The sequence below is a fragment of the Burkholderia sp. JP2-270 genome (assembly GCF_003233675.1).
GTDB lineage: Bacteria > Pseudomonadota > Gammaproteobacteria > Burkholderiales > Burkholderiaceae > Burkholderia > Burkholderia pyrrocinia_C.
In genome coordinates this window covers 982104-995341 of sequence record NZ_CP029825.1, presented here as the reverse complement: position 1 = coordinate 995341, position 13238 = coordinate 982104, and the positions used below count along the sequence as shown (strand labels likewise).

At 68.9% G+C, this 13238-nt stretch carries 6 protein-coding genes; 4 read left to right on the top strand and 2 right to left on the bottom strand.

The window, feature by feature from the left end:
* The first annotated feature begins 29 nt into the window (after positions 1-29).
* Entirely contained in the window at positions 30-1193 is a 1164-nt protein-coding gene (locus DM992_RS22355) for an ATP-binding protein (RefSeq protein WP_111018681.1), read from the top strand.
* Between the two features lie 39 nt (positions 1194-1232).
* Here DM992_RS22355 and DM992_RS22350 read toward each other — a convergent pair whose 3' ends face one another.
* The gene (locus tag DM992_RS22350) at positions 1233-3635 is read right to left on the bottom strand and encodes a patatin-like phospholipase family protein (protein ID WP_111018680.1); all 2403 of its coding nucleotides are present in this window, start codon (positions 3633-3635) and stop codon (positions 1233-1235) included.
* Positions 3636-3903: 268 nt separating this feature from the next.
* On the opposite strand from DM992_RS22350, the gene DM992_RS22345 reads away from it, so the two are divergent.
* Positions 3904-4938: a rod shape-determining protein gene (locus DM992_RS22345; protein WP_111018679.1), complete on the top strand. Its 1035-nt coding sequence runs from the start codon at positions 3904-3906 to the stop codon at positions 4936-4938.
* Positions 4939-5178: 240 nt separating this feature from the next.
* Entirely contained in the window at positions 5179-5838 is a 660-nt protein-coding gene (locus DM992_RS22340) for a YdcF family protein (RefSeq protein WP_111018678.1), read from the top strand.
* 257 nt (positions 5839-6095) lie between these two features.
* Here the strand turns inward: DM992_RS22340 and DM992_RS41760 are convergent, their stop codons facing one another.
* The gene (locus DM992_RS41760) at positions 6096-6401 is read right to left on the bottom strand and encodes a hypothetical protein (protein WP_162631712.1); all 306 of its coding nucleotides are present in this window, start codon (positions 6399-6401) and stop codon (positions 6096-6098) included.
* A gap of 165 nt (positions 6402-6566) precedes the next feature.
* Between DM992_RS41760 and DM992_RS22335 the strand changes: the two genes are divergently transcribed.
* Positions 6567-13058, top strand: a complete 6492-nt coding sequence (locus DM992_RS22335) for an autotransporter domain-containing protein (protein ID WP_111018677.1) — start codon at positions 6567-6569, stop codon at positions 13056-13058.
* Positions 13059-13238: the final 180 nt, after the last annotated feature.

Below are 13238 nucleotides of genomic sequence, written 5' to 3'. Positions count from 1 at the left end.
GGCATTCCGCCCGCCAGCCGGGAGCCGCGATGATCCGACGAGCCCGTTCGCACCCCGATGCACCGCCATTGTCGACACTGCGCTATGTCAGATGGCGCTGGCTGCATTTCCGCCGCGCGTGGACCGATACGCGCGCCGACCGCATTCCGAGCTGGTCGCGCCTTTACGTGCGCACCTACCTGCACCTGCTCGGCCTCGTGCTGCTGACCGCGCTCGTGCCGGCGCTGGCGCTGTGCGTCGAATTGTCGCCGCAGGTCGTGTGGCATGCGTTCGACGCGCTGCCGGGCGATATCTGGATCGTGCTCGCGTTCGTGTTCGCCGCGCCCGCGCTCGCCGCGTACCGGTGGATGCGGCCGGTCTGGTCCGATCTCGTGATGGTGCGCGAACGCGCGATCGATTTCACCGGCGGGCGCTTCAACACGCGCGCACGCGAATCGCACAGCGTGATCATCGGCCCGCTCGCGCGGACGCTGAACGCCCTCGCGATGCGGATGGAGCGGCTGATCGCCGCGCAGCGCGATCTCACGAACGGCATCTCGCACGAGCTGCGCACGCCGCTCGCACGCGTGCGCTTCGCGCTGGAGATGCTGCGCGAGCCCGCTTCTGCCGCGGAATACCAGGGCGCGCTCGAGAGCATCGCGCAGGACGTGACCGAGCTCGAGGAATTGATCGACATGAGCCTCACGTTCGCGCGGCTCGAATACAGTTCGCTGCAGTCGAACCTCGAGATGACCGCGCCCGTCGCGTGGTTCGAGCATCAGGTCAACGACGCGCAGCTGCTGTATCCGGAGTGCACGATCGAGTCGCGCGTCGCGCTCGAGTCGAACCTGCGCGTGAAGATGGACCGGCGGCTGATGTCGTACGCGATGCGTAACCTGCTGCGCAACGCGAGCAAGTATGCGCAATCGCGGATCGTCGTCGGCATCGCGATGGAGCACGGCAACATCGGGATCTTCGTCGAGGACGACGGCCCCGGCGTGCCGGAGCAGGAGCGCGAACGAATCTTCGACGCGTTCGTGCGCCTCGACCGCCGCACCGGCGGCTACGGGCTCGGCCTGTCGATCACGCGGCAAGTGCTCCATGCGCACAACGGCCGGATCGCGGTCGTCGATCCGGTCGAGCTCGGCGGCGCGCGCTTCGAGATCAGCTGGCCGATCGGCACGGCGCGCGTCGCGGCCGGCCCGTCGTCCTGACGGCAGGCGCGACAGGCCGTTTCGCGCGACGCGGGCGCGTCAGTACGTGCGGCCGAGCTGCAGATAGAAGTTGCGGCGGCCGCCGGGCGCGAGCGCAACGCCGATGTAGACGGGCCCGAACGCGGTCGACAGGCTCGTGAAGAACGTATAGCTCTGCTTGAGCGCGCCGCCGCCGATCTGCTGGCCGCTCGACCAGACGTTGCCGACTTCCGCGCTGGCGCCCACCGACAGCGCCTTGATCGGCGACGCGTTGAATGTCATCAACTGATTCATGTAGGTGATCTGGCCGTACGCGAGCTCGTTACCGTTCAACTGGTCGGCCGCATAGGCGGACAAATGCTGGAAGCCGCCGAGCGTGAAGTTGAAGGCGTTGATCAGGTTGGTGCCGCCGATGCTCTTGCCGCCCTCGATCGTCGCGCTGACGCTGTGCCGGCCGAACTGCTGCGCAATCATCGCCTTGCCGTAGATCTCGGTGTAAGGCGCGTCATTGATCCCGTCGTCGAACTCCTGTGCCGATCCACTATTGCGCGATACCAGCGAGCGTTCGACGCGCAGTTCGGTGAAATAGCCCTTGCGCGGGAACATCGGATCGTCGAGCTGGTCGATGACGAGCCGCGCACGCGCGGTCAGCGCCCGCGACGTGAAGCTCGGCCACAGCAGCGTCTGGCCGCTGCCGTCGTCGAACGGCACGTTGTAGGTCGGCGAGCCGTGTCCGGCCACGTAGCCGAGACCGATCCGGAAGTCGCCGAGCCGCGCGATCGGCAGGCCGAGATCGATCCCGGCGCGCGCGGTCTGCATCAGGTACTGCGTGACCTTAACGTCGCCGGAGTTGTCGTACAGGTTCGCGTAGCGGCGCTGGTATTCGGCGTAGGGCGCGACATAGACACCGTACGCCATCGGCAGCGGCTGGCGCAATTCGACGCGCGCCGACTGCAGGTCGCTGCCGATCGTCGTATCCGCGCGGAACTCGAGGCCCGATTCGGTGAGCCAGGGCCGCCGGTAGCCGACATGCAGGCGGAAGCCGCCCTCGTCGGTCGAACTGCTCGACATGCCCAGGCCGAACAGCAGGAAATTCGGCCCCCAGTATTTCTCGCGCGCATTGATCTCGAGCACGTTGTCGTTGCCGTGGCTCACGACCTGCTGGGTGACGCTCTCGAAGTTGCCGCCCGTCGTGAGCCCGAGCAGATCCTGGCTGACGGACTGCGGATCGTAGAGGTCGCCGGGCTTCACGTGCAGCGCGTCGCTGACGACGCGCTTCGGCACGCCGCCGCTCGTCTTGATCTCGATGCGCGTGATCCGGACCGGCGGCGGCAGCGGCTGCGCATGCGCGGAGCGGTAGGCGGCGTATTCGTCGGGGGGCAGTGCGTAGCGCTTCAGGCGCGGCAGCGCGGCGGTTGCCGCCGCTTCGCCGGCGGAGATGGCCTGGCGCGCGTTCTGGAAATCGGTGAAGCCGAGCGAGCCGAGCTCGGGCGTGAGCAGCACGTCGTTCGCGGTGATCTGCCGGCGCTGGGCCGACACGTTCTGGCGAATCAGGATACCGACCATCTGCTGCATCACGTCGGCGGGCGACGCGAGTGCGTCGAGCGGGCGCAACTGCGAGCCGATGTCGACGGCGATCACGACGTTCGCGCCCATCTGCCGTGCGGTGTCGACCGGCAGGTTGCTGACGAGGCCGCCGTCCACCAGTGCGCGGCCGTTGATCTCGGCCGGCGCGAACAGGCCGGGCATCGCCATGCTCGCGCGAATCGCGAGCGGCAGCGAGCCGTGGTCGAGCACGACCATCTGGCCCGTCTGCAGGTCGGTCGCGACCGCGCGGTACGGAATCGGCAGCCGGTCGAACGGCTGGTTGGTCGGCACGGAGGCGGTCCAGTCGGCGAGCAGCGCCTGCAGCCGGTTGCCCTGTACGAGGCCGACCGGCGCCTTCACGCCGCTCTTGCCGAAGCCGAGCGTCAGGCCGTTGATGTACAGGCGTTCGTCTTCCCGGCTGGTTTGCGGCAGGTCCGCGCGGTCCGTCACGTCGAACGCGATATCCGCGAGGTTGACCTCCGACAGGCGCTTCTGCATGTCGTCGGCCGCCATTCCGCTCGCGTACAGGCCGCCGACCACCGCGCCCATGCTGGTGCCCGCGATGCAGTCGACCGGGATGCGGTTTTCCTCCAGCACCTTCAGCACGCCGAGGTGCGCGTAGCCGCGCGCGCCGCCGCCGGACAGCACGAGGCCGATCGACGGCCGGCCGGCCGGGCCGCCGTCGGCTGTGCAGTCGTGCGCGGCGGCGGGCGTTGCGGCGGGGGCTGCGGCCACCGGCGTGCCGGCCGCAGCGGGGGCGGGCGCGGTGGCGGAGGCCGGCAGCGGCTGCGCGGTGACCGTGCAGCACCAGAAGGCGACGAGCGTCGTGCAGAGCGGGCGCACCCGCGCCCACCGGGAGGAAACGGTCGCTGTCATGGAGGAAATACCTGGCGTGATCGGGCGTCTGAAGCCTGCCGGGAGCAGGCAAGACCGAGAGATTACCGTGTTTTGGGGGCGCAACGCGAGCGGCTGTTTCGGAGTCCGACACCCTCGAAGCGCTGTTTTCGGCAATTTCGTCGCGAAATAATCATCGGAATTGGCTAAAGTATCGGCACGATTTGCCGCTAACTTCATGATGGGGCGGCAGGCGCGCCGCGGGGATGCGGCGGGGCCGTCCCGGCCCGATCGTTCAAAAAGGCTTGATATGTCGACACCGCTGTTCGGAAAGTTGTTTGCGCAACCCGTTGCGATCGACCCTGGGACGGCGAGTACGCAGATCTATACGCACGAGCGCGGCGTGGTGCTGAACCAGCCGTCGGTCATCTGCTTCCGCAAGGCCGGCGCGAACGACGCGCGGCCGACGCTCGAGGCCGTCGGCGAGCGCGCAAAGGCGCTGCTTGGCCGCGAACCGGGGCATCTCGAAGCCGTGCGGCCGATGCGGCACGGCGTGATCGCCGACGCGCACGCGGCCGAACAGATGATCCGCAGCTTCATCGACATGTCGCGCACGCGTTCGCGCTTCGGCCGCCGCGTCGAGGTCACGCTGTGCGTGCCATCCGATGCGACGGCCGTCGAGCGCCGCGCGATCCGCGAGGCAGCATTCGCGGCCGGCGTGTCGGAGGTCGAACTGATCGAGGAATCGCTGGCTGCCGGGCTCGGCGCGGGCCTGCCGGTGACCGAGCCGGTCGGCTCGATGGTCATCGACATCGGTGGCGGGACGACCGAAGTCGCGGTGATCGCGCTCGGCGGCATCGTCTACCGCGAAGCGATCCGCGTCGGCGGCAGCCAGTTCGACGCGGCGATCGTGAACCATGTCCGCAACCTGTACGGCGTGCTGCTCGGCGAGCAGACGGCCGAGCACGTGAAGAAGACGATTGGCTCGGCCACCAGCGCGGTGCCGCGCACGACCACGCGCGCGGTGGGGCGCAGCATCGGCGACGGCCTGCCGCGCTCGATCGAGCTGTCCAACCACGACGTCGCGGACGCGCTGGCCGCGCCGCTCAAGCAGGTGATCGGCGCGGTGAAGTCGGTGCTGGAAAACGCGCCGGCCGAACTCGTGACCGACATCGCGAATCGCGGCGTGGTGCTGACGGGCGGCGGCGCGCTGCTCGCGGATCTCGAGCGCTTGCTGTACGACGAGACGGGGGTGATCGCACGGATCGCCAACGAGCCGGCCACCTGCGCGGTACGCGGCGCCGGCGAGGCGATGGGGCGGCTGGCGATGTGTCCGGCCGATTGACGCGGTTCGATTCGGGCCGGGTCGGGCATCACTGCGCAACGCAGCCGTTCACATTCTTTCGATCTCCGTAGCGTCGGCCCGCCTCCCATCTCAAAGCGAGCCGGCCTTCTTTCCAGCAGGTCGGTAGCGGCCCTGCATTGGCCTGCCGCGTGGACACGCGCGAGCGCGCCGTGCTAGCGTTACGCGCCCATGCCGGGCCGGGCCGGCCGATACGCCCGACGACCTGAGAGACCGAAAACCTTGAATTACCAAACCAAACGGGGCTTTGCGGCCCGAGCGGGCCGCCTGCTGGCCGTCGTCGCGGGCATCTGGGTTGCCGCGGCCGTCGCGCTCGTCGCGTACGGGATGCGGATGCCGAGCGAGCCGGCCGACGTCGCCGTGATCTTCGGCAACGCGCTCGACGATACGGGCGCGCCGAAGCCGGTGCTCGCGGCCCGGCTCGACGTCGGCGTGCGCTGCTACCGCACGGGGCAGTGTCCGGCGTTTCTGGTCAGCGGCGCGATCGACGGCCCCGGGCTGAACGAGGCAACGGCCATGCGCGACTATCTCGTGGCGCGCGGCGTGCCGGCCGACCGGATCGCCGTCGACGACCAGGGCGACAACACGCTCGCGACCGCGCAGCACACGCTTGCGTACCTGCAGGCGCACCGCCTGTCGCGCGTGCTGATCGTCAGCCAGTACTACCACCTTGCGCGGGCGCGCCTTGCGTTCGAGCGCGTCGGCATCGCGCGGGCGAACATCTCCGCCGCGTATCCGAGCCGCTTCCAGTTGCGCGATGTCTATTCGAGCTGGCGCGAGGTGCCGGCCTACGCGGTGTATGCGGTGCGTCTGTGGGTGAATCCCGACGCGCGGCCGGTCTCGTTCCGGCCGATGCTTTACCTGATGAGCCTGTTTTCATAAGACGGCGCACGGGGGCAAACGCGTCCGGCGCCTGATTTTCTCCTTCCTTCGGGTTTCCTGCCGTTTCACGCCGGATACGGCGTTCTTTCCTTTGCTTTCTCGCCGGCCGCGCGGATGTCATCGGTGCCGGACAGGCGATAACGATTCGCGTTTCAGGTTCGATCCAAGACGGAAATCGAAACGATTTTGCCGATTGCATGCAAGTCCGGTTTTTATCTGTTATTAAGCGGGTGCTGATTATATGTATCGGCGATTCGTCAGCATGAAAATACTGCGCTGCAAAATTCGTGCGCGTTGAATCGAAGCCGAATATTGGCGTTTTTACGGGTGCCCGCGATTCCGTTGTTTTCGAGAAAAATCAAAATAAACAGGCGAAAAACATGCGGGGAGCTGCTGCAAGCATGCGGCGGCGGGTAAAAAATACATCCATTGTGGGCCCTGATCCGATGGGTGAACATCGACTGGAAAATGGCGTGAGTTTGATATAGCCTTGTCTGACAAAAAGCAGGGAAGTAATCAAATAAACCAAAAATTCGCTGCAGAGAAACAGGGGCCGCCATCATGTCATTCGGCTAGTTTCACGTCCGCAACCCGGGGCTGGTTAAAAACTTACTCATGAATATGCCGACGTCGCATCGCGACCGCCGGTGTGCATGCCTTTATTCGCGATTTTCTGCTGCGTGCCGTCAGCTGCAGCCGCAACACCATAACCAATATCGAGGGAAAGCATGGATCTTGCGCGTTCGAAAAAAGCCGGCGAGCCGTTTCCGAGACTGCTGTTGCCGACGGGTGTTTTCCTGGCGCTGTCCGGCGCCGGCGTCGTTCCCGCCCATGCGACCTGCAGCACGGCAGGCACCACGGTGACCTGTTCCGGCGTTGCGAACCCGCTGGCTCCCAGTTACGCGAACAGCGCGAACAACCTGAACGCGACGGTCAACCCCGGCGCGAGCGTCGGCGTGCTGCTCGGCGTCGGCGGCACGGCGATGTCGTTGACCGGCAATAACAACACGCTGACCAACAACGGCACGATCGATCCGTCCGTGCTCGGCTCGGGGCTCGGCGTGCTGTCGAGCGGCGCGGTGGTCGGCAATGCGTCGGCGAGCACGTACACCACCGTCGTCAACAACGGCACGATGAACGGCTCGACGGGAGTGGCGATCAGCGGCGTGACGGGCATGGCGCTGTCGGTTCAGAACGGCACCGGCGGCACGTCGCACATCACGAACACCGGCACGATCGGGTCCAACCCGCTGGTCGGCGCGACCCTCGTCGGCGCGGACGCGCCCGTGGTCGCCGCCTACGGCGGCGGCCAGGTCAATATGAGCAACAGCGGAACGATCAACGGCCGCGTGTCGTTCGGCTCGAACGGCGCGCCCGGGCAGGGCAATACGTTCACCAACTCGGGCACGATCAACGGCGGCGTGTCGATGGGCGCGAATAGCGCCAACACGTTCAATGCCGTGACCGGCTCGTCGGTCAACGCGGCGGGCGGCACCGGCAGCGCGTTCAACATCACGGTCGGCCCGAACACGCTAAACGTCGCGGCGACGGGTGTCGTCGACGGCGGCGCTGGCGGCAACAACACGCTCAATCTGCAGCAGGGCGCCACCGCGAACGGTACGATCGCGGTCAACAACTACATCAACTTCAACCACCTCGACGTCAACAGCGGCAACTGGACGATCAACGGTGCGTCAACCGCTCAGGACGCGACGCTGAATGGCGGCGTCGCGATCATCGGCGACAACGCGTCGCTCGGCACCGGCACCATCACGGCCAATGGCGGCGCGCTGCAGGCGGGCGCGGCAGGGCTCGACGTCTCCAACAACGTGACGCTCAACGGCGGCGGCTTGACGGTGCAGGGCGCGACCGGGCTCACGCTGTCGGGTACGGTGACGGGCAGCGGCGCGCTGACGAAGAACGACGGCGGCACGCTGACGCTGTCGGGTGCGAGCACGTACTCGGGCGGCACGAACCTGAGCGGCGGCGGCCTGGTCGTCGGCAACAATGCATCGCTCGGCACTGGCGCGCTGAACGTCAACACGAACGCATCGCTCGACACGAGCGCAAACGTGACGCTCAACAACACGGTCAATCTCGCCACCGGCACGACGCTGACGATCGGCGGCAGCAACGATCTCGGGCTGGCCGGCACGATCGGCGGAGCCGGCGGCCTCGTGAAGAACGGCGCGGCGACCACCACGCTGACCGGCGCGAATACGTATACCGGCGGCACGACGATCAACAGCGGGACGTTCGCGCTGGGCGCGGGCGGCAGCCTGGCGGCGACGGGCACGGTCAACCTGACCGGCGCGGGCGCGACGTTCGACGTGAGCAACGCATCGGGCGCGCAGGCGATCGGCTCGCTGGCCGGCGCGGCCGGCACGACCGTGAACCTTGGCGGCAATTCGCTGACGCTCAACGGCAGCGCCAATGCGACCTATGCCGGCACGATCGGCGGGGCGGGCAGCGTGACGCTGTCAGGCGCCGGCACGCAAACGCTGACGGGCACGAACACGTATACGGGTGGCACGAACCTGAATGGCGGCAACCTTGCCGTCGGCAGCAATGCGGCGCTCGGCTTCGGCGCGGTGAACGTCACCGGTTCGTCGGCGCTCGATGCAACCACCAACGTATCGCTCACGAACGGCATCAATATTGCGACGGGCTCGACGCTGACGCTCGTCGGCAGCACCGGAATCGGCCTGGGCGGCGTGATCGCCGGCGGCGGCGGTCTCGTGAAGAACGGCGCGGCGGCGGTCACGCTGTCCGGCGCGAACACCTATACTGGCGGCACGACGCTGAACGCCGGCGGCCTGGTGCTCGGCAACGGCTCGGCGCTCGGCACGGGCGCGCTGACCGTCGGCGGCGCGGCGACGCTCGATACGAACACGAGCCTGACGGTCGGCAACGCAATCGATCTCGGAACGGCCACCACGTTGACGCTGGGCGGCAGCAACGCCCTTGGGTTGAGCGGCGCGATTTCCGGTGCGGGCAGCCTCGTGAAGGACGGCGCGGCGACCACCACGCTGACGGGCGCGAACACGTATACAGGCGGCACGACGATCAACGCGGGCACGCTGGCGCTCGGCGCGGGCGGCAGTCTCGCGGCAACGGGCACGGTGAATCTCGCCAACGCCGGCGCGGCGCTCGACATCGGCGCGGGCGGTGCGCAGGCGATCGGTGCGCTGTCGGGCGTGGCGGGCACGAACGTGAGCCTCGGCGGCAACGTGCTGACGCTCGGTGGGACCGCCAGCGGCACCTTCAGCGGGACGATCGGCGGCGCGGGCAGCCTGACGCTGGCCGGCACCGGCACGCAGACGCTGAACGGCGCAAGCACCTATACGGGCGGCACGAACCTGAACAGCGGCAGTGTCGTGCTCGGCAACGCCGCGGCGCTTGGCACGGGCGCGCTGACCGTCGGCGGCGCGGCGACGCTCGATACGAACACGAGCCTGACGGTCGGTAACGCGGTCAATCTCGGCACGGGCGCAGCGCTCACGCTGGGCGGCACCAACGCCCTCGCGCTGAGCGGCGGGATTTCCGGCACCGGCAGCCTCGTGAAGAACGGCGCGGCGACCACGACGCTGACCGGCGCAAACACGTACTCGGGCACCACGACGATCAACAGCGGCACGCTGGCGCTCGGCGCGGGCGGCAGCTTCGCGTCGACCGGTGCGGTGAACCTGGCCGGCGTGGGCGCGGCGCTCGACCTGAGCGGTGCAACGGGTGCGCAGTCGCTCGGCGCGCTGTCGGGCGTCGCGGGAACGAACATCAGCCTTGGCGGCAACGCACTGACGCTCGGTGGGACCGCCAGCGGCACGTTCAGCGGGACGATCGGCGGCGCGGGCAGCCTGACGCTGGCCGGCACCGGCACGCAGACGCTTAACAGTGCGAATACCTATACCGGCGGCACGAACCTGAACAGCGGCGGCCTCATACTCGGCAACGGCTCGGCACTCGGCATCGGCGCGTTGACCGTCGGCGGCGCGGCGACGCTCGATACGAACGCGAGCCTTACTGTGAGCAACGGGGTCAATCTCGGCACGGGTGCGGCGCTCACGCTCGGCGGCAGCAACGCGCTCGGGCTGAGCGGTGCGATTTCCGGCGCGGGCGCACTCGTGAAGAATGGCGGGGCGACCACCACGCTGACTGCTGCGAACACCTACACCGGCGGCACGACGATCAACGCGGGCACGCTGGCGCTCGGCGCGGGCGGTAGCCTCGCGTCGACAGGTGCGGTGAATCTCGCCGGCGCGGGCGTGACGTTCGACGCGAGCGGTGCGACGGGTGCGCAGACGATCGGCGCATTGAGCGGCGTCGCCGGCACGAACGTGAGTCTCGGCGGCAACGGGCTGACGCTGAGCGGGACCGCCAGCGGGACCTTCGGCGGCGCGATCGGCGGCGCCGGCGGGCTGACGCTGGCCGGCACCGGCACACAAACGCTGACGGGCGCGAATACGTACACCGGCGGCACGACGATCGACGGCGGCAGCACCCTCGCGCTGGGTGCGGGCGGCAGCCTTGCATCGACCGGCACGGTGAACCTCGCCGGCGCGGGCGCGACGTTCAACCTGAGCGGCGCGTCGGGCGCGCAGACGATCGGTGCGCTGAACGGTGCGGCTGGCACGAATGTGAACCTGGGTGCCAATGCGCTAACGCTGAGCAGCAGCGGCGGGACCTTCGGTGGCGCGATCGGCGGCACCGGAGGCGTGACGTTCGCCGGCACGGGCACGCAAACGCTGACGGGTGCGAACACGTATACGGGCGGCACGACGATCAACGGCGGCGGCACGCTGGTGCTTGGCGCGGGCGGTAGCCTCGCGTCGACGGGTGCGGTGAATCTCGCCGGTGCCGGCGCGACGTTCGATCTGGGCGGCGCGTCGGGCGCACAGACGATCGGTGCGCTGAACGGCGCGGCCGGCACGAACGTGAACCTGGGTGCCAACGCGCTGACGCTGGCTGGCAGCGGCGGGACCTTCGGTGGCACGATCGGTGGCACCGGCGGTGTGACGGTCGCCGGTGCCGGCACGCAAACGCTGACGGGTGCGAACACATACACCGGCGGCACGACGATCGACGGCGGCAGTACGCTCGCGCTGGGTGCGGGCGGCAGCCTCGCGTCCGGCGGCGCGGTGAATCTCGCCGGCGCGGGCGCGACGTTCGACGTGAGCGGCGCGACAGGCGCGCAGACGATCGGCGCGTTGAGCGGCGTCGCCGGCACGAACGTGAGCCTCGGCGCGAATGCGCTGACGCTGAACGGCGCCGGCACCGCATTCGGCGGCACGATCGCCGGCACGGGCGCCGTCACGGTGGCGAGCGGCACGCAGGTGCTGACCGGCAGCAACACGTACACGGGCGGCACCACGATCGCCGCCGGTGGCACGCTGCAACTCGGCAACGGCGGCACGTCGGGCAGCATCGGCGGCAACGTCGTCGACAACGGCGCGCTGGTGTTCAATCAGTCCGGCAGCGTGACGGTTGCAAGCGTGCTGTCCGGCACCGGTTCGCTGACGCAGGCCGGCAGCGGGCAACTGACGCTGACGGGCACGAACACGCTGAGCGGCCCGACCACCGTCAGCGCCGGCACGCTCGCCGTCAACGGTTCGCTCGCCCAGTCAGCCGTGACCGTGCAGAACGGCGCGACGCTGACGGGCACCGGCACGATCGGCGGCCTCGTGGTGCAGGGCGGCGCGACGGCGGCCGCATCGCAGCCCGGCACGGCGCTGAACGTCGCCGGCAACGTCACGTTCCAGCCGGGTTCGACGTTCCAGGTCGTGGCCACACCGCAGCAAAGCGGCAGCATCGCCGCGACGGGCACGGCGACGCTGAACGGCGGCACCGTGCAGGTGCTCGCGAACCAGACCGGCTATCAGCCGGGCACCACCTACACGATCCTCACCGCATCGTCGGGCGTGCAGGGCGCATTCAGCCAGGTGACTGCGAACTACGCGTTCCTGATGCCGACGCTCAGCTACGATCCGGATCACGTGTACCTGCAACTGGTCGGGAACGGCACCGCACTGCCCGACGTCGCGACGACGCCGAACCAGCGCGCGGTCGCGACCGCGCTCGGCGGGCTCGGCGCCGGCAATCCGCTGTACGACGCGGTGCTGACGACCGACGCGGGCACCGCGCGCCGCGCATACGGGCTGCTCGACGGCGAACTGCAGGCGAGCCTGAAGAGCATGCTGCTGCTCGACAGCCGCTATGTGCGCGACGCGGTGACCGATCGCGTCCGCCAGGGTCTCGCGTCCGGATCGGGCCCGCTCGCCGCGCTGTCGTCGGGCGGTGCCGCGCTGTGCGGCGACAACACGGCCGGCGCGGTCGACCCGACGCTGCCGCCGGAACGCCGGATCGGTTCGCGCGACGGCTGCTACGGCGGCACGCCTTACCAGCCGGTCGTCTGGGGGCAGGCGTTCGGCGGCCGCAGCCGGCTTGCCGGCGACGGCAACGCATCGACGATCAAGCGCAGCATGACGGGCTTCATCGCCGGTGCCGACATGGCGCTCAACGACAAGTGGCGCGCGGGCCTGGCCGCGGGCGTCACGCATAGCTCGCTCGACAACGACCAGAGTTCGTCGGCGTCGGTGAACAGCTACTACCTGTCGCTGTACGGCGGTGCGCAGTACGGCGCGCTCGGCGTGCGCGGCGGCGCGTCGTACACGTGGTACCGGATCAACAGCGACCGTTATCCGGGTTTCGCGGGCTTCTCCGATCACGATTCGGCCGGCTACAACGCGAATTCGGCGCAGGTGTTCGGCGAAGTCGGCTACGCGCTGCCGGTCGGGCCCGTCGCGATCGAACCGTTCGCGGGCATCGCGTACGTGAACCTGCATACCGACGGCTATACGGAAAGCGGTGGCGCGGCAGCACTGCGCGCCGGCGGCGAGACGACCCACGTCGGCTTCTCGACGCTCGGCCTGCGCGCGGCGTCGCAGCTCGGCTCGATCGCGAGCGGCACGTTCACCGTGCGCGGGACGGTCGGCTGGCGCCATGCGTTCGGCAACGTGCGGCCGTCGTCGGCGTTCACGTTCGCGAACGGCGGCACGTCGTTCCAGGTGTCGGGCGTGCCGATTGCTCGCGACAGCGCAGTGCTCGAGGCCGGCATCGACGCGAACATCACGAAGCGCCTGACGCTCGGCCTCACGTACAGCGGTCAGTACGGCAGCGGCGTGCGCGACAACGCGGTGCTCGGCAACATCCTGTGGAAGTTCTGACCGGCGCGTAACACGCCCACGTCAGCCCGCCTTGGCGCCCGCATCGGCGCCGGCCCGCGACGCCATGCGGCGACGGTAACGTCGCATGGCGTCGCGGCCGTTTCGTCGCTGCGCGCGTCCCCCGTTCTGGCCTATCCTGTGCGAAACACGTGACGCGCGCCGCGCGTTGCGCCTCGACAC